The organism is Telluria antibiotica (genome assembly GCF_011682055.1).
GTDB lineage: Bacteria > Pseudomonadota > Gammaproteobacteria > Burkholderiales > Burkholderiaceae_D > Telluria > Telluria antibiotica.
Map to the genome: position 1 here is coordinate 466,916 of NZ_JAAQOM010000003.1, position 21,247 is coordinate 488,162.

Below are 21,247 nucleotides of genomic sequence, written 5' to 3' on the forward strand. Positions count from 1 at the left end.
GGCCGGCCATGGCGTTCAATCCGACTCCCAGGCAGCTCAAGGCCGTCAAGGCCGGCATCTTCGTGCTGGCGCTGCTGCCGTTCCTGCGCATGGCGTGGCTGACGGCGAACGACGTACCCGTCGAGCCCGTCGAATTCCTCACGCACGGCAGCGGCGACTGGGCCTTGTACCTGCTGTGCGCGACGCTGGCCGTCACGCCGCTGCGCCGCCTGACCGGGTGGAACTGGGTCGTCCGGCTGCGCCGCATGATCGGCCTGTTCACGTTCTTTTATGCGTTCATGCACTTCCTGACGTTCCTGTGGTTCGACCATAATTTCGACGTGGCCGCCGTGTGGAAGGACGTGCTCAAGCGCCCGTTCATCACGGTGGGCTTCGCCTGCTTCGTGCTGCTCGTACCGCTGGCCGCGACGAGCACGAACGCGATGATCAAGCGCCTGGGCCGCAACTGGGCCCAGTTGCACAAGCTGATCTACCTGATCGCGCCGCTGGCGATCCTGCACTACTGGTGGATGAAGGCCGGCAAGCACAACTTCGAGCAGCCCATCGTCTGGGGTAGCATCGTGGCCGTGCTCCTGCTGCTGCGCGTGTGGTGGAGCGCGAGCAGTCCGCGCCCCGCCGTCGATAAACGTACTACCGCTGCTTCCGTGCGATCATGACCGGAGACCCTGATGCATACTGCCTGACATGAAATGGCCCCTCGCGCTGGTGATCGTCGTGGTACTGGCCCTCGTGCTCGTTTTCGGCATGGGGCGGCCGCGCTATGGGCAGCTCGAACGGTGTCTCGACCTGGGCAGCCGGTGGAACGAACAGGCGGCCGCGTGCGCGGCGCAGATGTGGCCGGATGACCGGTCGCGCGGGCGCGAGTGACGCCGGCCATTACTTAGAGCTCGTCCCGGTAGAGGCTCACTGGTAGGGTGGGCACTCCGTGCCCACGCGGACGCCAACGAACTGCAAACGTCCGCGTGGGCACAGGGGTGCCCACCCTACTGGTTCTTAGCGCGGCGCAGCCGGGCACTTCACCGGCGGTGTCACCCTTTCCAGTCGGCCTCGTACACCACCCACCAGCACGTCCGCAAGCTCCGGCGTGGTCACGTCGACCTTGCCGGCGGCCAACGCCGCGTCCGCTGCCGGGCAATCCACGCCCGGCAGCGACACCGTGGCCAGCGCCGACCAGCCGCCTTGCGCGTCTTCCTGCAGCACGAGGCTGCTCTGGGACGCCGCCGGCCGCTCGAACAGCAGCACTTCCGGCTTGCCGTCACCGGTCACGTCCAGCAGGAAGACATCGCAGACCCGGCCGACGTCACGCAGGCAAGCCGGATACTGGTAGGCCGGTTCCCTGGCTGCCCAGTCGGTGCGCAGGAAGGTGTCCGGCAGGCGCGCGCCGTCCGGATGCACGTGCAGGTTGGCCGCCAGTTCGAGCGGCCGCGGCGCGACTTCCTTGCGGTCCCAGCGGCTCTCCATCCGGCGCACGGCGGCGATGCGCCGCACGACGTCCGCATCGGGCACCGGCATGCGCTCGAGCCGGTCGAGTGCCGCGCGCCCGAAGCGTGCGCCGTCGAAGCGCAGGAAGGCGAAATCGAACGCATCGGGCTTGACCTTGCCGGACGCCAGCCGCGCGACCTGGCTGTCCACCGAGATCCGGGCCGGGTCGAGCAGCGGCGAGAACAGCGCCAGCAGCACCCCCAGCAGGACGAAGGCGACGCCGATGTTCACCCGGGCCAGCAACGTCAGCCAGCCGGGGCGCAGGCCGGCGCAGAAGTAGCCGGCCGCGTAGCAGGCCGCCACCAGCATGCAGGCAGCGGCGTCGATACGGTCGGCGCTCCAGCCGTAGTCGCGCACCCGCAGGAACAGGGCATACATCGCGATCAGCACGAGCGGCGCCAGCAGCAGGGCGGCGATGCGCGCGGCCACGCGCACGACGCGCGCGACGGCGCGCTCGTCCTCGCCCTGCTGCCACGCGGCGTTGACGAGCACCACGCAGGCGGCGGCAGCGCACAGCAGCACCGATGCCGCGTGCTTCGTGTTCCACAGCGGCGCCAGGCCCGTGAAGGGCAGGGCGGCCAGGAAGCCGCCGATCAGCAGCACGGTGACCGGCAACAGCCAGGACAGCAACACCAGCAGCAGGCCGCGGATGCCGCGCACGATGGCGGGACGCACGTCGGTCAGGTGCATCGCGCAGGCGAAGGCGAAGGCCGTCACGGGAATCGCGAACCAGGATTCGCGCATCAACCTGGTGAGGAAGTCCAGCTTGACCAGCTCGAACAGCTCGGCGCCGAGCGCCAGCACCAGCCAGGTGATCCCGGTGAACAGGCCGCTGAAGGCCAGTTGCACGCCGAGCTTCCAGGCGGTGTCGAAATAGGTGGGGTAGGCGGCGATGCGACGGCCGTCGCGCACGGCGGCCAGCACCAGCGTGTGCGCGATGAAAAAGCCGGCGGCGGCGAAGAACCCCAGGCGCCACGACGGGAACGGCGAACGGTCGACGCCGCGCGTGCCATATCGGTGCGCCGCCTGGGACGCCTGCAGCGGCAGGTCGGCGACGCGCCAGGCGTCGTAGCCGGCCAACGCCGCCAGCAGCAGCGCCGCGCAGCATCCCCACAGGACGAGCCGGCGCCGGTCCAGGTGGCCGAGGCCGGAGATCAGGATCAGCGGCACGAAGAATGCAACCAGCACCAGCGGCCCGAATACCAGCGGCTGGGTGGCCGGCCAGCTGGAGGTCGTCGTGGCGTGGTACAGGAGGTACAGCAGCAGGCCTTGCAGCAGGCCCAGCAGGATGCGCCAGCCGCCGACCCGGGGCAGGGTCAGCAGCGGCGGTTCGGCGGAAAGACGGGCGGCATCGGACGGTTGCATGCGGATCTCCGGTGGTAGACCGGCGATCTTAGCATCCGTGCACGTGCCGAAAACTCTCCTTATCTCACCATCGATTCCAGCGCGAACAGCTCCGCCGGATTCTCGCGGCGGCGGATCACGTGCACCTGGTCGCCATCGATGAGCACCTCGGCCGCGCGGCCGCGCGTGTTGTAGTTCGAGGCCATCGTGAAGCCATAGGCACCGGCCGCCATCATCGCGAGCACGTCGCCCGGCTCGACGGCCAGCGCGCGGTCGCGCGCGAGCCAGTCACCCGATTCGCAGATGGGGCCGACGAGGTCGTACGTGACGGCGGCGGCATCGCGCTGCACGACCGGCTTGACGTCCATCCAGGCCTGGTACAGCGTGGGGCGCGCCATGTCGTTCATCGCAGCGTCGACGACGCAGAAATTCTTTTCCTCGCCCGGCTTCAGGAATTCCACCGACATCAGCAGGACGCCCGTGTTGCCCACGATGGAGCGGCCCGGTTCGAAGATCACCTTGATGGGACGGCCGCCGTGCTTCTCGGCGCGCCAGGCGTCCACGCGCGCGAACACGCGCTCGACGTAGTGGGCGATCGGCACCGGCGAGTCCTCGCCCGTGCCGTAGTCGATGCCGAGGCCGCCGCCCACGTCCAGGTGGTGGATGTGGATGCCCTCGCCGTCCAGCGTGTCGATCAGCTCGATCAGCTTGTCCAGCGCTTCCAGCAGCGGCGCGTCGTCCAGCAGCTGCGAGCCGATGTGGCAGTCGATGCCGACGACGTCCAGGTGCGGCAGCTTGGCGGCGGTGCGGTACGTGTCCAGCGCGTCCGAGAACGCGACGCCGAACTTGCTGGCCTTCAGGCCGGTGGCGATGTACGGGTGCGTCTTCGGATCGACGTTCGGGTTCACGCGCAGCGAGACGGGTGCGCGCTTGCCCATGCGGCCCGCGACCTCGTTGATGCGGTGCAGCTCGGGAATCGACTCGACGTTGAAGCACAGGATGCCTTTTTCCAGCGCCAGCGCGATCTCGGCCGCGGTCTTGCCCACGCCCGAGAAGATCACCTTGCCCGGGTCGCCGCCGGCCGCGATCACGCGCAGCAGCTCGCCGCCCGACACGATGTCGAAGCCTGCGCCTTGGCGCGCGAGCAGGTCGAGGATGGCCAGGTTGGAGTTCGCCTTCATCGCATAGCAGACGAGCGCGTCGCGGCCCGCGCACGGGCGCGCGTAGCCGGCGAAGTTTTCCAGCAGCTGGGCTTTCGAATAGACGTAGGTCGGGCTGCCGTGTTCCGTGGCGATGTTGGACAGGGGGACGCGTTCGGCGTGCAGGACGCCGTCTTGGTAGGTGAAGTGCGACATGATGTGCTTACTGTTGGGTGGCCGGCGAGGGCGGGTTCGGGGCGGGCGTATCGTTGGCGCCACCGATCGGTGGCGTCACGCCGGCGGCGGGGGCCGGCGGCTTGAGCTGGGTGACCGGGGTGGTGGCGTCCGTCGTGTTCGTCGTGCCGGCCGCCGCCGTCGCGGGGGTGTGCGCGACGGCGTGGGGAGCGGGTGGCTTGGGCATGTAGAGCGGACCGGTCTGGCCGCAGGCCGACAGCACCACCAGGGTCGCCAGGCTTGTCAGGAGCGCAAATGGGGACTTCACGATTAGAATCACGGTTTGATTAGCAGACCTTGGAGTGTAGCATGACCGAATCCGAATTTTTGGCCCTGGCCGAGTCCACGCTGAGCGACATCGAGCACAAGTTCGACCGCCTGTTCGAGCAGGACATCGTCGACGTCGAGTGCAAGCGCAGCGGCAACGTGCTCGAGATCGAGTTCGTCGACAACGGCTCGAAGATCATCATCAACAGCCAGGCGCCGTTGCAGGAAATGTGGATCGCGGCGCGCGCCGGCGGCTTCCACTACAAGCGCGTGGGCGACGAGTGGCGCAATACGCGCGACAACACGGAGTTCTTCACGGCGTTGTCCGATTTCGCGACGCAGCAGGGTGGCGCGCCGGTCAAGTTGCGTTGACCGGCGGTTGAACGGCATGGTGGGCACGGGGTGCCCACCCTACGGATTGATGCAAACATGCGCCGATGACGTCGTAGGGTGGGCGGCCCTCCGCCCACCATCACCGCGTGACCATCAAAACAACTCGTTGCGGACCGCGTCGCGTGATTTCTGCTCGGCCGCCGGTTGCGCCGCGCCCACGTCGAGCGACTGCACACCGGTGCCCGGCGGGTTCTCGGCGTAATAGTACTCGTCGCCGTACTGCACGAGACCCGGCGGCGCCGGCCGGTCCACGACCGGCTCGTTCTTCAGCGCCTTCTGCATGAACCCGATCCAGATCGGCAGCGCCAGGCCGCCGCCCGTTTCCTTGTTGCCCAGGTTGCGCGGCTGGTCGTAGCCGATCCACGCGATGCCCACCAGGTGCGGCTGGTAGCCGGCGAACCAGGCGTCGATAGAATCGTTCGTCGTCCCCGTCTTGCCCGCGATGTCCGGGCGCTTCAGCACCTGTCCCGCCTTCGCCGCCGTGCCGTAGCGGGCCACGTCCTTCAGCATGCTGTCCATCAGCCACGCGTTGCGCTCGTCGATGACGCGGTTGGAGTCGACGCCGGCGCGGTCCGGACGCGCTTCCGACAAGACCTTGCCATCCGCATCCGTCACCTTCGAGATCAGGTAGGGGCTGACCCGGTAGCCGCCGTTGGCGAACACGGAATAGGCGCCCGCCATCTGCAGCGGCGTCGTCGCGCCCGCGCCCAGGGCCAGCGTGAGGTACGGCGGGTTCTTGTCCGCGTCGAAGCCGAAGCGCGTCGCGTATTCCTGGCCGTAGCGGGCGCCGATCTTGTTCAGGATGCGGATCGAGATCATGTTCTTCGACTTGGTCAGGCCGCGCCGCATCGTCATCGGGCCTTCGTACTTACCGTCGTAGTTCTTCGGCTCCCACGCCTGGCCGCCCGTCGCGCCGGCGTCGAACGAGATCGGCGCGTCGTTGATGAGGGTCGCGGGCGAGAAGCCGCGTTCCAGCGACGCGGAATAGATGAACGGCTTGAACGAGGAGCCGGGCTGGCGCCATGCCTGCGTCACGTGGTTGAACTTGCTGCGGTTGAAGTCGAAGCCGCCCACCAGCGCGCGGATCGCGCCATCGTCCGGGCTCACGGCGATGAACGCGGATTCCACTTCCGGCATCTGCGTGATGCTCCACGACGATGAGCCCCCGTCCTGCATGACGCGGATGACGGCGCCGCGGCGCACGCGCCGCGTTTCGGCCGCTTTCGGCGACAGCCACTCGCGCGCGAACGCGATGCCCGGCCCCGTGAGCGTGATTTCCTCGCCGGACGCCAGCACGGCCTTCACCTGCGTGGGCGACGCCGACAGCACGATGGCGGCCACGATGTCGTCGGAATCGGGATGCTCGGCCAGCTCCGCCTCGATGGCCTCGTCGGCCTCGCTCTTCGTGGACGGGATCTCGATGTATTTTTCCGGACCGCGGTACGGGTGGCGGCGCTCGTAGTCCATCACGCCGCGGCGCAGCGCGAGGTAGGCGGCGTCCTGGTCGGCCTTCGTGATCGTCGTGAACACGTTCAGGCCGCGCGTGTACGTGTCTTCCTTGAACTGTTCGTAGACGAGCTGGCGCGCCATCTCGGCCACGTATTCCGCGTGTACGCCGAACGCCGTGCTGTCCGTCTTGATCTTGAGCTGCTCGTTCTTCGCCTGTTCGTACTGGGCGTCGTTAATGTAGTGCAGGTCGTGCATGCGCTGCAGGATGTACTGCTGGCGCTGGCGCGCGCGCTTCGGGTTCACGACGGGGTTGTACGCGGACGGCGCCTTCGGCAGGCCGGCCAGCATCGCCGCCTCGGCGATCGAGATGTCCTTCAAGTCCTTGCCGAAATAGATCTGCGCGGCCGACGAGAAGCCGAACGCGCGCTGGCCCAGGTAGATCTGGTTCATGTAGACCTCGAGGATCTGGTCCTTCGTGAGGTTCTTCTCGATCTTGTACGCGAGCAGCGCCTCGTACGCCTTGCGCTTCAGCGTCTGTTCCGACGACAGGAAGAAGTTGCGCGCGACCTGCTGCGTGATCGTGGACGCGCCCTGGCGCGCGCCGCCCGTCGCGTTGTGCAGCGCCGCGCGCAGGATGCCCCAGTAGTCGATGCCGCCATGTTCGTAGAAGCGGTCGTCCTCGATCGCGAGCACGGCCCGCTTCATCACGTCCGGGATGTCCTTGAAGTGGACGAGGGTACGGCGCTCCTCGCCGAATTCGCCGATCAGCACGTTGTCGGCCGTGAAGATCCGCAGCGGCATCTTCGGCCGGTAATCGGTGAGGGTGTCGAGCGCGGGCAGGTTCGGGTAGGCCATCGCCAGCGCGAACACGACCACCAGCACCCCGCACACGGCCAGTCCCCCCAGGGTGGCGAAGAGGGTCAGCAGGATGCGCTTCGGGGTGTGCTTGGGCGAAGAAGACTGCGGCGCGGGGTTGCCGCCGTTTCGAGATGCTTTCATGCGGATGTGGCTCGCTTTATTGATCCAGTTCATTATAAGTCACGCTTGTATCTGAAGCACTCCTAGACAAGCGAACAACAGGTGTGAAGAGTCCTGCAATATTGATCGATATCAGGGTGTAACGAAGTGTCGCTTTCCTGCTTCGTCACTATATGTTCCCGTGCAGAAATTTCTTGTCCTCGTAGATCAGTATTGCTACGATTCAAGGCGGTGCCTGTTATATGCACGCCGTATGTCTACATTTATCAATAGTTCCCCACGCGGGCGTTAGCCGTTCCGAAACGCCGGAACGCAGAAGTAGCAGAGAGGGAGTGCGCTCGTGATCAGTCTAGGTTCCTTGTTCGGACAGAAGAGCCCGCCGTTGATCGGACTCGACATCAGTACGTCCGGCGTGCGCCTGGTCGAGTTGTCCGATGGCGGCAAGGGTGACTTGCGGCTGGAGCGCCATGCGGTGGAACCGCTGCCGCGCGGCGCCGTCGTCGACGGCAACATCGAGAACATCGAGGCCGTGTCGGACGCCGTGCGCCGCGTCGTGCAGAAGAGTGGCACGCGCATCAAGCACGTGGCGCTCGGCATGCCGCCGGCCGCCGTCATCACCAAGAAGATCATCTTGCCGGCCGGCCTGCCGGAAGACCAGCTCGAAGTGCAGGTCGAGTCCGAGGCCAGCCAGTACATCCCGTTTGCGCTGGACGAGGTCAGCCTCGACTTCGACGTGATCGGACCGGCCGCCAACGCGCCGGAAGACATGGAAGTGATGCTGGCCGCCGCGCGCCGCGAAAAGGTCGAGGACCGCGTCGCGATCGCCGAGGCCGCGGGCCTGACGGCCACCGTGATGGACATCGAATCGTACGCCGCCCGCGCCGCGCTGCAACGCCTGCTCGACGCGGACAACGCGCCGAAGGACCGCATCGTCGCGCTGTTCCAGATCGGCGCGCAGGCGACGCACGTGTCGATGCTGCAGAACGGCGAGACGGTGTACGAGCGCGAGCAGCCGTTCGGCGGCGTGCAGCTCACGCAGGACATCGTGCGCGCCTACGGCCTCTCGTTCGAGGAAGCGGAAACGCGCAAGAAGGCGGGCGACCTGCCCGACAACTTCCGCGCCGACCTCTTGGGCCCGTGGCTGGAGAACGCCGCGCTGGAAGTCACGCGCGCGATCCAGTTCTTCTACACGTCGACGCCGTACACGCGCATCGACCAGATCCTGATCGCCGGCGGCAGCGCGCAGCTGCCCGGCCTGCCCGACATCATCGCCGGCCGCACGCGCATCGCCACAATCGTCGTGGAGCCGTTCGCGGGCATGCAGCTGGGACCGAACGTGCGCGAGCAGCAGCTGCGCCAGGACGCCCCCGGCTATCTCGTCGCCTGCGGCCTGGCACTGCGGAGGTTCGGCTGATGATCCGCATTAACCTGCTCCCGCACCGGGAAGCGAAACGCAAGCAGAAGCAGGCCGCGTTCGCCGCGCTGCTCGCGCTGGGCGGCATCGCCGGCGCCGCGCTCGTGCTGCTCGTGGGCGGCTACAACGCGAGCCGCATCGCCGTCCACAACGAACGCAACCTCGTCCTCAAGAACGCGAACGCGGAACTGGACAAGAAGATCAGCAAGATCGCCAGCCTGAAGGCGGAGATCGAGGCGCTGAAGGCGCGCCAGCAGGCCGTCGAGGACTTGCAGGGCGACCGCAACCAGCCCGTCTACCTGCTCGACGAACTGGTGCGCCAGACGCCGGAGGGCGTGTACCTGAAAGGCTTCAAGCAGGACGGCCAGCGCGTGCTGCTGAACGGCTATGCGCAGTCGCAGGAACGCGTCGCGGAATTCCTGCGTAACCTGTCCGGCAACTCGCCGTGGCTCGAGCGTCCGGACCTGACCGAGGTGCGTGCCGCCATGGTCACGCAAGGCAAGACCCCACGCAAGGTCGTCGAATTCACGCTGAACGTCTCCATCAAGCGCAACCGCGCGAGCGACGACGATAGCAAGGGCGGCAAGCCGACCGCGGCAAAAACAGGCGCAACCGCGGGCGCAACCGCGGGCGCGAGCAAGCCATGAAGAACATCGACCTGAAACAGACTTTCGCCGACCTGGCGGCCCAGTTCGAGGGCCTGCAGGGACGCCACCCGGGCCTGTGGCCGCTGGCCCCGCGCCTGCTGTGCGCCGCGGGCGTGATGGCCGTCGTCGTGGGCCTCGGCTACTTCTTTTACTGGAGCGGCCAGTTCGAGGAACAGGATGCGCTGGCCGCGCAGGAACTCAAGCTGCGCGACGACTACAAGCTCAAGATGGCGCAGGCCATCAACCTGGATGCGCTGGAAGCCCAGCAGCAACAGGTGAACCGCTACGTCGAGCGCCTGGAGAAGCAGTTGCCGAGCAAGGCCGAGATGGCCGCGCTGCTGTCCGACATCAACCAGGCGGGCGTCGGCCGCGGCCTGCAGTTCGAGCTGTTCAAGCCGGGCCAGGTCGTCGTCAAGGATTACTATGCCGAGCTGCCGATCGACATCAAGGTGGTGGGCACCTACCACGACATCGGCGAATTCGCGGCCGACATGGCGAAGATGCCCCGCATCGTCACCTTGAACAACCTGGCGCTCACCGCGGGCAAGGACGGCGCGCTGTCGCTGGAAGCCATCGCCAAGACCTTCCGCTACCTCGACCAGGACGAGCTGGATGCCCAGTCCAAGGCGCGCAAGGCCAAGAAGAAGACCCCGGACGGCAAGGAGGCCAAGGCATGAGCGCCCGCATCGTGATGGGCGGCCTGCTGGCCGCGACCCTGCTGGCCGGTTGCGGCGACAGCGACGTGCGCGAGGTGCGCGACTGGATGGAACAGGTCAAGCGCGACACCCATCCGTCCGTGAAGCCGCTGCCCGAACCGAAAGATTTTCTCCCCTACGCCTATGGCGCGCGGGAAGCGGTCGACCCGTTCAATCCGACCAAGCTGCTGGGCGAACTGGCCCGTGCGGCGGCGACCTCGAACAACCCGAACCAGCCCGACCTCGCGCGCCCGCGCGAGCTGCTGGAGACCTTCCCGCTCGACACCATGCAGATGGTCGGCACGATGGAGAAGGGCGGCACCCGCTACGCCCTGCTGCAGGTGGACCGCTCGCTGTACCAGGTCAAGGCTGGCCAGCGCATCGGCCAGAACTTCGGCGTCGTCACGCACGTGGGCGACGACGTCGTCGACGTGCGCGAAGTGGTGCAGGACGCTGCCGGTGAATGGACCGGCCGCATGTCCAAGCTGGAGCTGCAAACCAAGGAGAACCACAAATGACCCGATTCCTTTCCGCCGCATGCGGCGTGCTGCTGGCGCTTGCCACGGCCGGCGCCTGGGCCCAGGACAACGCGATCGAGTCGATCAGCGCCAACCAGCAGGGCGGCAACGTCGTGATCAAGGTGGCCATGAAGGACGCGCCGAAGCAGCTGCCGATCGGCTTCTCGATCACGAACCCGGCCCGCATCGCCCTCGACTTCGGCGCCACCGCCAACGCCACCGGCAAGAACACCCAGGACATCAACCTGGGCGACGTGCGCGGCGTGAACGTCGTGCAGGCCGGCGAGCGCACGCGCCTCGTGCTGAACCTGAAGCGCGTGCTGAACTACGCCGCCGCGATCGACGGCAAGGACGTCATCGTCACGGTCGAAGGCTCGGGCGCACCGGCCCGCGCCGTCGACTCTGCCGGCCAGCCGGCACGCACCGCGGCCGCCGCACCTGTCGCGTCGCAGACGCTGCGCGACCTCGACTTCCGCCGCGGCAGCAACGGCGAAGGCCGCATCGTCGTCGACCTGCCGAACGGCCAGGTTGCCGTCGACGTGCGCCAGGTCGGCCGCCAGATCGAGGTCGACTTCCTGAAGACGGGCGTGCCGCCGACCTTGCGCCGCCGCCTGGACGTGACCGACTTCGGCACGCCCGTGTCGCGCATCACGACGACGCCGCAGGGCGCGAACACGCACATGGTCGTCGACACCCAGGGTAACTGGGAGCAGAGCGTCTACCAGAGCGACACCCAGCTCGTCATCGACGTGAAACCCGTCAAGGAAGATCCGAACCGTCCGGCCGGCGGCGGCGCGGGCACCGCGTACCGCGGCGAAAAGGTCTCGTTCAACTTCCAGAACATCGAAGTGCGCCAGGCGCTGCAGGCGATTGCCGACCTGTCCGGCCTGAACATCATCACGAGCGACGCGGTCACGGGCAACCTCACGCTGCACCTGAAGGACGTGCCGTGGGACCAGGCGCTCGACGTCATCCTGCAGGCCAAGGGCCTCGACATGCGCAAGAACGGCAACGTGCTGTGGATCGCGCCGAAGGAAGAACTGCTGACCAAGGAAAAGCTCGAGCTCGAGCAACGCGCCCAGATCTCCGAACTGGAACCGCTGCGTTCCGAGATCTTCCAGCTGAACTACCAGAAGGCCGAAGCCTTCCGCACCGTGTTCGGCCTCGATGCGGGCGGCGGCGCCAGCAGCGACGGCGGCGGCAAGAACCGCGTGCTGTCCAAGCGCGGCAGCGCCATCATCGACCCGCGCACGAACCAGCTGTTCGTCACCGACATCGCATCGAAGATCGAAGACATCCGCAAGCTGATCCAGAAGACCGACGTCGCGACCAAGCAGGTGCTCGTCGAGGCGCGCCTCGTGGAAGCGAATGACGGGTTCTCGCGCAACCTGGGCGCCAAGCTCGGTTTCGCCGACCTGCGCGGCTTCCGCGGCGGCGACGCCGGCTACCAGGTCAGCGGCAACCAGCGCGTGGCCATCGGCGGCAACCTGACGGGCGTGGGCCAGGTCACGGGCCAGACCCCGGACAAGGGCGACGGCTACACCAACACCACGCTCGTGAACCTGCCGGCATCCGGCATCAACGGCACGAACGCGCCGTCGATCGCGTTCTCGCTGTTCTCGTCGGCCGCGAACCGCTTCCTCAACCTGGAACTCTCGGCGCTGGAAGCGGACGGCAAGGGCAAGATCATCTCCAGCCCGCGCGTCGTCACCGAGGACAACGTCCCGGCCGTCATCGAGCAGGGCGTCGAGCTGCCGTACCAGCAGGCCACGAGCAGCGGCGCGACGTCCGTCACGTTCAAGAAGGCGAACCTGAAGCTGGAAGTCACGCCGCAGATCACGCCGGACGGCAACGTCGTGCTGGACGTGGACGTGGCCAAGGATTCGAAGGGCGAGTCGACCGCGTCGGGCTTCGCCATCAACACGCAGCACGTGAAGACGAAGGTGATGGTCGAGAACGGCGGCACCGTGGTCCTGGGCGGCATCTACCAGATGAGCGAAAGCAACAACGAGGACAAGGTGCCTGTGATCGGCGATATCCCCGTCGTGGGCAACTTGTTCAAGACGAAGTCGCGCCAAAACAGCAAGACCGAGCTGCTCGTCTTCATCACGCCGAAGATCGTGGCCGAGCGCCTGCAGAACGGCCACTGACATCACAATCAACGAACGCAAACACATGAACAACTTCACGAAGCAAGCAGCAAGAGGCCACGGCGTGCGCGCGGCGGCCCTGTTGATGGCGCTGGTGCTGACCGCCTGCGGCGGCGGCGGCGGCAATCCGGGCGCCGTTGGCGGCAGCACCGGTACGGGAACGGGTACGGGCACAGGCACGGGAACGGGCACCACCGCGACGGCGACGCCGACCGTCGGCGTGCGCTTCACGTCCGGCGCCGCGGGCGCGCTCACGGCCGCCGCACCGGAGACCGTCACCGCGACCGTGCTGGACAAGAACAGCAAGCCGGTCCCGAACGCCATCGTGACCTTCGCCACGGACAATACGCTGGCCGTGTTCTCGCCGACGTCCGCCACGGCGCTGACGGACGCCAACGGCGTCGCCACCGTCACCATGCGCGCGGCCAGCCTGGCGGCCGCCGGTGCCGGCACCGTCACGGCCACGACGAGCCTCGCGGACGGCACCACGGTCGCCGGCAAGGGCAATTATTCGGTCGGTGCGACGACGCTGTCGTTCAGCACCTTGAGCGCGGCGCCCACCAGCATCCAGGCCTACGGGTCGTCCGTGCTGTCCGTCGACGTGATGAACGGTTCGAGCAAGTACACGCTGCAGCCGGTCAGCCTGACCTTCAGCTCGGCCTGCGCCACGGCCGGCAAGGCCACGCTGGCGACGACCGTGTCGACCAATAACGGCACCGCGCAGACGGTCTACCGCGACAAGGGCTGCGCAGGCAACGACACGATCACCGTGTCGGCCGTGGGCGTCAACACGTCCGCGTCGACGACGCTGACGATCGCGCCGCCGGCCGCCGCGTCCGTGCAGTTCGTCGGCGCATCGCCCACGAACCAGTCGATCGTGATCCAGGGCCAGGGCGGCAACGGCCGCACCGAGACTGCGACCCTGACCTTCAAGGTCGTCGACATCTTCGGCAATGCGCTCGCCGGAAAGACGGTGAACTTCACGACGTCGTCGACGGCCGTCACCATCAACAAGACGAGCGACACGACGGACGCCAACGGCCTCGTGGTCACCACCGTCAACTCGGGCACCGTGCCGACGTCGTTCCGCGTCCAGGCCACGCTGCCGGGCACCGGCACCAACGGCGGTCCGGACATCTCCACGTTGTCCGACTCCGTCGTCGTGACGACGGGCCTGCCGAAGGCGATCTCGCTGAGCTCCGCGCTGTACAACGTCGAAGGCTGGACCCTCGACAGCTCGACGACCGTGCCCGCCACGACGTTGCAGGTGCTGCTGGCCGACGCGTCCGGCAACCCGGTCGCGGACGGTACGCCTGTCGTCTTCCAGACCAATATGGGCGCCGTCGGCTCGTCCGACAAAGGCGGCTGCAACACCGTCAACGGCGGCTGCTCGGTGGCGTTCCGCACGCAGAACCCGCGCGTCGCCACGCCGGGCCAGCCGGCCACGCCGTGCAATGCCCTGACGCCGGACGCCACGCGCCCGGGCCTCGCCACCGTGTGCGCCAGCACGACGGACGGCTCGAACACGCTGTCGCAGAGCACCGCGATCTTCTTCAGCGGCAGCAGCGTCGTCTATGCGTACATGAACGGCAGCACGACGCCGCTGGACATCACGCAGGTGACGGACCTCGGTTCGATCAGCGGCAGCGCGACGAAGGTCTTCACCTTGCAGTTGAACGACGTGAACAAGAACCCGATGCCGGCCACGTCGCACGTCGAGATCACCAGCATGCTCAACGGTAACGCGGCGGCCGTCGTGCCGGCCACGGTGCCGAACGTCGCGCCGCACGGCCCCGGCACGGGCGGCGGCAGCGTGGATTACCCGAACGGTATCGGCGCCAGCGGCCCGCAAGGCTCCACGCACACGTTCAGCATTTCGAGCACGAATCCGACCAGCTGCACGCCGGCCCAGTCCTCGTTCAACGTGACCGTCACGACGCCGGCTGGCTTGGTGACCAATATTCCGTTTAAACTGTCGTTCACCTGCCCATAAGTTTTCTTAAGGGATGTCCGATTGCAACAAAACGGCCAGGGTACCCTGGCCGTTTTTATTTGAACGCGTAACGTGTCTGACTGTAAGAACAACAACATCTTCCTCGTCGGCCTGATGGGCGCCGGCAAGACCACCATCGGCCGCCTGCTGGCGCGGCGCCTGGACATGACCTTCATCGATTCCGACCACGAGATCGAGGCGCGCACGGGTGCCACGATTCCGTGGATCTTCGAGATCGAAGGCGAGGCCAGCTTCCGCCGCCGCGAGGCCGACGTGATCCGCGAACTCACGGCCAGCCGTGGCATCGTGCTGGCGACGGGCGGTGGCGCCGTGCTCGACCCGGCCAGCCGCGCGCTGCTGGCGGAGCGGGGCACGGTGATCTACCTGCGTGCGAGCGTCTCGAGCATCCTGCAGCGCACCGCGCACGACAAGAACCGCCCGCTGCTGCAGACGGCCGATCCGCGCAGGAAGCTGGAAGACCTGACGGCGCAACGGGAACCGCTGTACCGCGAGATCGCGGACATCGTCATCGACACGGGCCGACCTAACGTACAATCGATGGTTCAGACAATACTGGACCAGTTGGCGGAGCAGGCGTCCGCGCACGGACGGTCCAACGCAAAGGCGACAATGAACGAACAGGCATGCATTTCCCTTAACGTCGAGCTGGGCGACCGCAGCTATCCGATCGCGATCGGACGCGGCCTGCTGGACGACGCTTCTTTACTCAATCGTCACATCGGCGGCAGCGGCAAGGTGGCCATCGTCACCAACACGACCGTCGCCCCGCTGTACCTGGAAAAAGTCGCGGCGCCGCTGCGCGCGGCCGGGCGCGAGGTCGTGCCCATCGTCCTGCCGGACGGCGAGGAATACAAGAACTGGGAAAGCCTGAACCTCGTGTTCGACGCGCTGCTGGCGAACAAGTGCGACCGCAAGACCACGTTGGTCGCGCTGGGCGGCGGCGTCGTCGGCGACATGACTGGCTTCGCGGCCGCCACGTACATGCGCGGCGTGCCGTTCGTGCAGATCCCGACCACCCTGCTCGCGCAAGTGGATTCTTCGGTGGGCGGCAAGACGGGCATCAACCACCCGCTGGGCAAGAACATGATCGGTGCGTTCTATCAGCCGCGCGCCGTCATTGCCGACACCGCGACGCTCGACACCTTGCCGCAGCGCGAACTGGCGGCCGGCCTGGCGGAAGTCATCAAGCACGGTGCGATCCTCGACGCCGGCTTCTTCGACTGGATCGAGGCGAACATCGTAAAACTGGTGGCTCGCGACCACGCCGCCCTCGCGCACGCGATCGCGCGCTCGTGCGAGATCAAGGCCGACGTTGTCGCGCGCGACGAGCGCGAAGGCGGCCTGCGCGCCGTGCTGAACTTCGGCCACACGTTCGGCCACGCCATCGAGGCGGGCATGGGCTACGGCGCGTGGCTGCACGGCGAGGCGGTCGGCTGCGGCATGGTGATGGCGGCCGACCTGTCGCACCGCCTCGGCCTCATCGACGCTGCCGCCGTCGCGCGCGTGTGCGCGCTCGTGCAGGCCGCCGGGCTGCCCGTCGTCGCGCCGGACCTCGGCACCCCCCGCTGGATCGAGCTGATGGAAGTCGACAAGAAGAACGAGGGCGGCGCAATCAAGTTCATCCTCCTGAAACCGCTGGGCAGCCCGAGCATCACGAATGCGCCGCGTGAGCAGCTGGAAGCGACTTTGAAAGCCTCAGTGGGAACACCTTCGTCATGATCGACTTCGACGCCCACCTGGCTCCTTACGCGGCGCATTCGTCGAAGAGCCGTGGGCGTCGCCATCCGGAAGACGCGCCGGGCTCGCGCAGCGAGTTCCAGCGCGACCGCGACCGCATCATCCACTCGACTGCGTTCCGCCGGCTCGAATACAAGACCCAGGTCTTCCTGAACCACGAAGGAGACCTGTTCCGCACCCGCCTCACGCACTCGATCGAGGTCGCCCAGATCGCGCGCACGCTGGCGCGCAGCCTGCGCCTGAACGAAGACCTCGTCGAAGCGACGGCGCTCGCGCACGACCTCGGGCACACGCCGTTCGGCCACGTCGGCCAGGACGTGCTGAACGACTGCATGAAGGACTACGGCGGCTTCGAGCACAACCTGCAAAGCCTGCGCGTCGTCGACCATCTGGAAGAACACTACGGTGCCTTCGATGGCCTGAACCTCACGTTCGAAACGCGCGAAGGCATCCTGAAGCACTGCTCGCCGACGAACGCGCGCCAGCTGGGAGAGCTCGGCCAGCGCTTCATCGACAAGAAGCAACCGAGCCTGGAAGCGCAGCTGACGAACCTCGCCGACGAAATCGCGTACAACAACCACGACATCGACGACGGCCTGCGTTCGGGCTTGCTCACGATGAAGCAGATGGAACAGGTCGACCTGTTCGCGCGCCTGCACCGCGAGGTGGTGCAGCGGTACCCGGGCTTGACGGGCCGGCGCGAGCTGTACGAGACGATCCGCCTGATGATCACGGCGATGACGGCCGACCTGGCCGCGACGTCGGCCCAGCTGCTGGCCGACGCTGCGCCGGGCGGCATCGACGACGTGCGCGCGGCGCCGCCGCTGATCCGCTTTTCCGGCACGATGCGGGCCGAGACGACGGCGCTGAAGCGCTTCCTGCACGCGAACCTGTACCGGCACTATCAGGTGAACCGCATGCGTGTCAAAGCGAGCCGCATCGTGCACGAGCTGTTCGATGCGTTCATGACCGATCCCGTGCTGCTGCCGCCCGACTACCAGGCGGCGTCGGGTGACACGATGAAGCAGGCGCGCAAGATAGCCGACTACATCGCGGGGATGACGGACCGGTATGCCATCAAGGAGCACCGGCGCATCTATTCGCTTGATACGTTCTGACCGTTAGCTACGATCCTCGATAATGACGGGTGTACATGGTGGGCTCGGGGAGCCCACCCTACGGCCCCCACACGTAGGGTGGGCACCCCGTGCCCACCAAACGGTTGCACGTCATTCGCCGCGAGCGAACACGCGCAGGCGGTGCCCATCCGGATCGGCGGCCGTGAACGTGTAACCGAAATCCACCTTGGTCGGCACCTGCACGATGCGCAGGCCGGCGTCGCGCCATTGGCCGTGCAGCGCATCGACCTGCGCATCGTCGGCGACGCGGAACGCGAGCTCGCTGCCGCTGCCGTGGAAGTCGGCGGCCGGCACCGCATCCGATTTCGCCCACAGGCCCAGCATGCGGCCGTTTTCGAGCGGGAACAGGACGAACGTGGGCGAGCTCTCGACGTGCTGCGCGTCCAGCAGCTTGCCGTACAGGCGCGCGCTCGCGTGCGGGTCGGCGACGTAGAGGATGGTGTAGGTCGGGGTCAGCATGGTGATCTCTTTCGTTGGTTGACAGTGCAACCAGTGTAGGAGACCACCGTGTCAATTCTTGTCAGTAGGGTGGGCACCCCGTGCCCACGCGGATGTCTGCGTCACCAAACGTTCGCGTGGGCTCGGGGAGCCCACCCTACGCAAACAAGGACGGCGCTGCGAGCTGCCCCAGCAGCTTCTTGATCGGCGCCGGCAGCGGCGCGTCGGCGATGGCCGACAAGTCCCACCACACGTGGCCCGGCGGCGTGGTCCCGCGCGTGCGCAGGCCGATGCGGTACGGCTGGATGTGCAGGCGGTAGTGCGTGAACCCGTGCACGAGCGGCAGCAGCGGCTCCGCTTCGGCCACGTCGCCGAACTCGCCGGCTGCCGCCGCCAGCGTCGCCGCGGACACGTCGTCAGCGTCAGCCAGCGCCACGTGCCCGTCGTATTCCGGCAGCGACAGCAGGCCGCCCCAGATGCCGGAATCCGGCCGTTGCTGCAGCAGCACCTGGCCCGCGTCGACGACGGCCAGCATCAGCGCGCGCCGCTCCGGCGTGGCCTTCTTCGGCTTCGGCACGGGCAGCACGGACGTGCGGTCGGTGGCGAACGCCACGCAGCGGTCCTGCAGCGGGCAGCGGCCGCAGTCCGGCTTGCCGCGCGTGCACAGCGTGGCGCCCAGGTCCATCAGGCCCTGCGTATAGGCTTCGATGCCGTCGCCTTCCGGCAGCAGCGCATCGGCGCGGCGCCACAGCGCGTCTTCCACTGGCTTGATGCCAGGGTATTCGTCGATGCCGAACACGCGGGCGAACACACGCTTGACGTTCCCGTCCAGGATCGCGGCGCGCGCGCCGCTCGAGAACGCGGCGATGGCGGCAGCCGTCGAGCGGCCGATGCCGGGCAGGTCGGCCAGCAGCGCGGGGTCGCTGGGGAAGACGCCGTCGTAGTCGGCGACGACGCGCTTGGCGCACGCGTGCAGGTTGCGCGCCCGCGTGTAGTAACCGAGGCCGCTCCAGTGCGCCATCACATCTTCCGCCGGCGCGGCCGCGAGGTCGTGCACGGTGGGGAAGCGCGTGAGGAAGCGCGCGTAATAGCCCAGCACCGCCGTCACCTGCGTCTGCTGCAGCATGATCTCGGAGAGCCAGATGCGGTAGGCCTCGCGCGTGTTCTGCCAGGGCAGGGCGTGGCGGCCGTGCGCGCGCTGCCAGTCGATGACGGCGCCCGCAAAACTCGGGTCGGACAGGACTTCGGTGTCGGTGCTGCGTTTCATGAAGAGGGTCGGGCCGTCAGGCGGCCTGCAGTTCGGGCAGGTCGGCGCGCAGCGCGGCGGCCACCGCGCCGGACAGCCCCGCGAGGCGCGCCTTGACCTGCTCCAGGTCGTGTTGGGCCGCTTCGAAGGCGGCGATTTTCTGTTCCAGCGTGTCGGTGGCGTCGAGGATGCGCTGGATCGACGCCTGCCGGTGGCGCAGCTGGTCGCGGTGCTGGCGGATCTGCGCTTCCAGCGGCGCCATGACCACCTTCAGCCAGGCCTCGGCGTCGCCGTTCGCCTCGCGGAACGCGAATTTCACGCGCGACGCGATCGAGTCGAAGAAGCGTTCCAGCAGCGCGTTGCGGCTCGTGATGAGCAACGTGGCCGTGCCGAACTGCTTCAGGTAGATGGCTTCGATGGCATCGATCTCGTGCCGGTAGCGGTCCAGCGACAACGTCGCGGGCTGCGCGAGCGCGAGGCCATGTTCGGTGGAGAAGCGGCGTACCATCGTCTCCATCATCGCCGCGATCTCGGCGATCTTGCCGCTCGCCGCATCGAGAGTGGCGCGCGCCTGCTCGAAGAAGGTCCGCACGGGCGCGCGCATGCCGGTCGAGAAGCGCGCGGCTTCCATCGCCGTGCGCACGGTGTCGACGTGGCCCTGTACGACGTCCATGCCGATGGCGGAGTACAGCTCCGTCGACAACGTGGTGAACACGGCGCGCGTGCCCTGCAGCTTGAACAGGCTCGCGTCGAATTCCTTCTTTTCGATCTCCACGCGCCGCATCATGTGCGCGATGACGCCCTGGTTCTTGCCGCGCAGGCTTTGCAGTTCCTGCAGCTGTTCGACGAGGTCGCGCCCGCGCGCGCCCAGCAGGGCGGCGTGCTCGTTCGTCAAGGTTGCAAGATCGTCCTGCAGCTGGCGGCGCAGGATGTCCTGGCGGGCCGGGATCAGCTGGTGGAACAGCGCCGATTCCAGCGCGCCCATGCGGCTCTTTTCGAACAGCCCGAGGTCGCCCGTGATCTTGCCGACGAGCGCCTTCTGCGCGGAGACGGGGAACACCTGCGCATCGGCGACGCCGAGCAGCCGGGCCGCGTCGTGCTGCTGGCGCGCGATGGCGGCGTCGTTGTCCTGCGGCCTGCGCAGCTCGTCCCACAAGGCGTCGATCTTGTTCAGCACCACGATGCGTCCCGGGCCGGCGTTGATATGCGTGCGCCAGACGTCGATGTCGCTCTTCGTGACGCCCGTCTCGGCGGCCAGGATGAACAGCACGGCGTGCGCGTTCGGGATCAGGTTCAACGTCAGTTCGGGTTCCGTGCCGATCGCGTTCAGGCCCGGCGTGTCGAGGATCACGAGGCCTTGCTTGAGCAGCGGATGCGGCACGTTGATCAACGCGTGGCGCCAGCGTGGGATCTCGACGAGGCCGTCCGCACCGAGCGTGGCGGCGAGGTCGGGGTCGTCCGGGTCGTACAGGCCGTAGCGCCGGGCTTCTTCGGGCGCGACGCGGCGCGTGAGGCTCACCTGCAGGAAGCTCTCGTGCATGCGCTCCGGTGCCGACAGGTCCAGCGGCAGCACGGTCCAGGCGTCCTGCGCGTCGCGATAATCGCTCGTGGCCAGGCGCTCGGCGCGCGTCTCGATCGGCAGCAGGCGGATGCAGGGCGCGAGGCTTGCGTCCCACGCGAACTCGGTCGGGCACATCGTCGTGCGGCCGGGGCTCGACGGCACGATGCGCTGGCCGTAGTCGGCGAAGAAGATCGCGTTGATCAGCTCCGATTTCCCGCGCGAGAATTCCGCCACGAACGCCACCGAGAGCCGGTCGTCGCGCAGCCGCGCGAGCGCGCGAGCGACGCGCTGGTCCGCGGCCCCGTCCAGCAGCTCGGCCTTCTGCGCCCAGCCGCGATATTGTTCCAGCGCCCGGGCGACCTGTGCGCGCCAATCCGCGTAATGTTGTAGATCCTGCATGTT

18 protein-coding genes and 1 pseudogene are annotated in these 21,247 nt (G+C 67.4%); 11 read left to right on the forward strand and 8 right to left on the reverse strand.

Going from position 1 to position 21,247, the window contains the following annotated elements; translation table 11 throughout:
• Positions 1–8 precede the first annotated feature (8 nt).
• Positions 9–656 (forward strand): protein-methionine-sulfoxide reductase heme-binding subunit MsrQ, encoded by a 648-nt coding sequence (gene msrQ / locus HAV22_RS07380; protein ID WP_166858027.1) that lies wholly within the window; start codon positions 9–11, stop codon positions 654–656.
• A gap of 28 nt (positions 657–684) precedes the next feature.
• Positions 685–867: a hypothetical protein gene (locus HAV22_RS07385; RefSeq protein ID WP_166858029.1), complete on the forward strand. Its 183-nt coding sequence runs from the start codon at positions 685–687 to the stop codon at positions 865–867.
• A gap of 126 nt (positions 868–993) precedes the next feature.
• On the opposite strand, the gene HAV22_RS07390 is transcribed toward HAV22_RS07385, so the two are convergent.
• The 4 genes and pseudogenes from HAV22_RS07390 to lptM all read right to left on the reverse strand — a co-directional run.
• Positions 994–2,847: a DUF4153 domain-containing protein gene (locus HAV22_RS07390; protein WP_166858031.1), complete on the reverse strand. Its 1,854-nt coding sequence runs from the start codon at positions 2,845–2,847 to the stop codon at positions 994–996.
• Positions 2,848–2,906: 59 nt separating this feature from the next.
• Positions 2,907–4,181 carry a diaminopimelate decarboxylase gene (gene lysA / locus HAV22_RS07395; RefSeq protein ID WP_166858033.1) on the reverse strand — a complete coding sequence of 425 codons (1,275 nt, stop codon included), beginning with the start codon at positions 4,179–4,181 and terminating at the stop codon, positions 2,907–2,909.
• A 7-nt stretch (positions 4,182–4,188) separates the two neighbouring features.
• The gene (locus HAV22_RS07400; protein ID WP_229421120.1) at positions 4,189–4,386 is read right to left on the reverse strand and encodes a hypothetical protein; all 198 of its coding nucleotides are present in this window, start codon (positions 4,384–4,386) and stop codon (positions 4,189–4,191) included.
• A pseudogene (gene lptM, locus HAV22_RS31790) lies at positions 4,387–4,479 on the reverse strand (LPS translocon maturation chaperone LptM); the annotation flags it as partial.
• A gap of 29 nt (positions 4,480–4,508) precedes the next feature.
• Between lptM and cyaY the strand changes: the two are divergent.
• Positions 4,509–4,838 (forward strand): iron donor protein CyaY, encoded by a 330-nt coding sequence (gene cyaY / locus HAV22_RS07405; RefSeq protein WP_166858036.1) that lies wholly within the window; start codon positions 4,509–4,511, stop codon positions 4,836–4,838.
• A 114-nt stretch (positions 4,839–4,952) separates the two neighbouring features.
• Here the strand turns inward: cyaY and HAV22_RS07410 are convergent, their stop codons facing one another.
• Positions 4,953–7,307 (reverse strand): penicillin-binding protein 1A, encoded by a 2,355-nt coding sequence (locus HAV22_RS07410; protein ID WP_166858038.1) that lies wholly within the window; start codon positions 7,305–7,307, stop codon positions 4,953–4,955.
• A 319-nt stretch (positions 7,308–7,626) separates the two neighbouring features.
• On the opposite strand from HAV22_RS07410, the gene HAV22_RS07415 reads away from it, so the two are divergent.
• The 8 genes from HAV22_RS07415 to HAV22_RS07450 all read left to right on the forward strand — a co-directional run bounded on the left by HAV22_RS07415 (position 7,627) and on the right by HAV22_RS07450 (position 17,579).
• The gene (locus HAV22_RS07415) at positions 7,627–8,700 is read left to right on the forward strand and encodes a pilus assembly protein PilM (RefSeq protein ID WP_166858040.1); all 1,074 of its coding nucleotides are present in this window, start codon (positions 7,627–7,629) and stop codon (positions 8,698–8,700) included.
• Entirely contained in the window at positions 8,700–9,347 is a 648-nt protein-coding gene (locus HAV22_RS07420; RefSeq protein ID WP_166858042.1) for a PilN domain-containing protein, read from the forward strand. The genes HAV22_RS07415 and HAV22_RS07420 overlap by 1 nt, the downstream gene beginning before the upstream one ends.
• Complete coding sequence (locus HAV22_RS07425) at positions 9,344–10,024, forward strand: type IV pilus inner membrane component PilO (RefSeq protein WP_166858044.1); 681 nt, start codon at positions 9,344–9,346, stop codon at positions 10,022–10,024. Before HAV22_RS07420 ends, HAV22_RS07425 begins: the two co-directional genes overlap by 4 nt.
• Complete coding sequence (locus HAV22_RS07430; RefSeq protein WP_166858045.1) at positions 10,021–10,560, forward strand: pilus assembly protein PilP; 540 nt, start codon at positions 10,021–10,023, stop codon at positions 10,558–10,560. The genes HAV22_RS07425 and HAV22_RS07430 overlap by 4 nt, the downstream gene beginning before the upstream one ends.
• Positions 10,557–12,710 (forward strand): type IV pilus secretin PilQ, encoded by a 2,154-nt coding sequence (locus HAV22_RS07435; RefSeq protein ID WP_166858047.1) that lies wholly within the window; start codon positions 10,557–10,559, stop codon positions 12,708–12,710. Before HAV22_RS07430 ends, HAV22_RS07435 begins: the two co-directional genes overlap by 4 nt.
• A 25-nt stretch (positions 12,711–12,735) precedes the next feature.
• The gene (locus tag HAV22_RS07440; protein ID WP_166858049.1) at positions 12,736–14,703 is read left to right on the forward strand and encodes an Ig-like domain-containing protein; all 1,968 of its coding nucleotides are present in this window, start codon (positions 12,736–12,738) and stop codon (positions 14,701–14,703) included.
• A 114-nt stretch (positions 14,704–14,817) separates the two neighbouring features.
• Entirely contained in the window at positions 14,818–16,443 is a 1,626-nt protein-coding gene (gene aroKB, locus HAV22_RS07445; RefSeq protein ID WP_208296105.1) for a bifunctional shikimate kinase/3-dehydroquinate synthase AroKB, read from the forward strand.
• Entirely contained in the window at positions 16,440–17,579 is a 1,140-nt protein-coding gene (locus tag HAV22_RS07450; protein ID WP_166858053.1) for a deoxyguanosinetriphosphate triphosphohydrolase, read from the forward strand. Before aroKB ends, HAV22_RS07450 begins: the two co-directional genes overlap by 4 nt.
• Before the next feature lie 111 nt (positions 17,580–17,690).
• Here HAV22_RS07450 and HAV22_RS07455 read toward each other — a convergent pair whose 3' ends face one another.
• From HAV22_RS07455 to HAV22_RS07465, 3 genes are all read right to left on the reverse strand, one after another.
• Positions 17,691–18,059, reverse strand: a complete 369-nt coding sequence (locus HAV22_RS07455; protein WP_166858055.1) for a VOC family protein — start codon at positions 18,057–18,059, stop codon at positions 17,691–17,693.
• Between the two features lie 136 nt (positions 18,060–18,195).
• Positions 18,196–19,305: an A/G-specific adenine glycosylase gene (gene mutY / locus HAV22_RS07460; protein ID WP_166858057.1), complete on the reverse strand. Its 1,110-nt coding sequence runs from the start codon at positions 19,303–19,305 to the stop codon at positions 18,196–18,198.
• Between the two features lie 16 nt (positions 19,306–19,321).
• Entirely contained in the window at positions 19,322–21,244 is a 1,923-nt protein-coding gene (locus HAV22_RS07465) for a dynamin family protein (protein ID WP_166858059.1), read from the reverse strand.
• Positions 21,245–21,247 lie beyond the last annotated feature (3 nt).

Excerpts from the sequence above, each read along its gene's own strand:
- msrQ (WP_166858027.1), top strand. The coding sequence starts at position 9 with ATGGCGTTCAATCCGACTCCCAGGCAGCTCAAGGCCGTCAAGGCCGGC.
- HAV22_RS07385 (WP_166858029.1), top strand. The coding sequence starts at position 685 with ATGAAATGGCCCCTCGCGCTGGTGATCGTCGTGGTACTGGCCCTCGTG.
- HAV22_RS07390 (WP_166858031.1), bottom strand. The coding sequence starts at position 2,847 with ATGCAACCGTCCGATGCCGCCCGTCTTTCCGCCGAACCGCCGCTGCTG.
- lysA (WP_166858033.1), bottom strand. The coding sequence starts at position 4,181 with ATGTCGCACTTCACCTACCAAGACGGCGTCCTGCACGCCGAACGCGTC.
- HAV22_RS07400 (WP_229421120.1), bottom strand. The coding sequence starts at position 4,386 with ATGCCCAAGCCACCCGCTCCCCACGCCGTCGCGCACACCCCCGCGACG.
- cyaY (WP_166858036.1), top strand. The coding sequence starts at position 4,509 with ATGACCGAATCCGAATTTTTGGCCCTGGCCGAGTCCACGCTGAGCGAC.
- HAV22_RS07410 (WP_166858038.1), bottom strand. The coding sequence starts at position 7,307 with ATGAAAGCATCTCGAAACGGCGGCAACCCCGCGCCGCAGTCTTCTTCG.
- HAV22_RS07420 (WP_166858042.1), top strand. The coding sequence starts at position 8,700 with ATGATCCGCATTAACCTGCTCCCGCACCGGGAAGCGAAACGCAAGCAG.
- HAV22_RS07425 (WP_166858044.1), top strand. The coding sequence starts at position 9,344 with ATGAAGAACATCGACCTGAAACAGACTTTCGCCGACCTGGCGGCCCAG.
- HAV22_RS07430 (WP_166858045.1), top strand. The coding sequence starts at position 10,021 with ATGAGCGCCCGCATCGTGATGGGCGGCCTGCTGGCCGCGACCCTGCTG.
- HAV22_RS07435 (WP_166858047.1), top strand. The coding sequence starts at position 10,557 with ATGACCCGATTCCTTTCCGCCGCATGCGGCGTGCTGCTGGCGCTTGCC.
- HAV22_RS07440 (WP_166858049.1), top strand. The coding sequence starts at position 12,736 with ATGAACAACTTCACGAAGCAAGCAGCAAGAGGCCACGGCGTGCGCGCG.
- aroKB (WP_208296105.1), top strand. The coding sequence starts at position 14,818 with ATGGGCGCCGGCAAGACCACCATCGGCCGCCTGCTGGCGCGGCGCCTG.
- HAV22_RS07450 (WP_166858053.1), top strand. The coding sequence starts at position 16,440 with ATGATCGACTTCGACGCCCACCTGGCTCCTTACGCGGCGCATTCGTCG.
- HAV22_RS07455 (WP_166858055.1), bottom strand. The coding sequence starts at position 18,059 with ATGCTGACCCCGACCTACACCATCCTCTACGTCGCCGACCCGCACGCG.
- mutY (WP_166858057.1), bottom strand. The coding sequence starts at position 19,305 with ATGAAACGCAGCACCGACACCGAAGTCCTGTCCGACCCGAGTTTTGCG.
- HAV22_RS07465 (WP_166858059.1), bottom strand. The coding sequence starts at position 21,244 with ATGCAGGATCTACAACATTACGCGGATTGGCGCGCACAGGTCGCCCGG.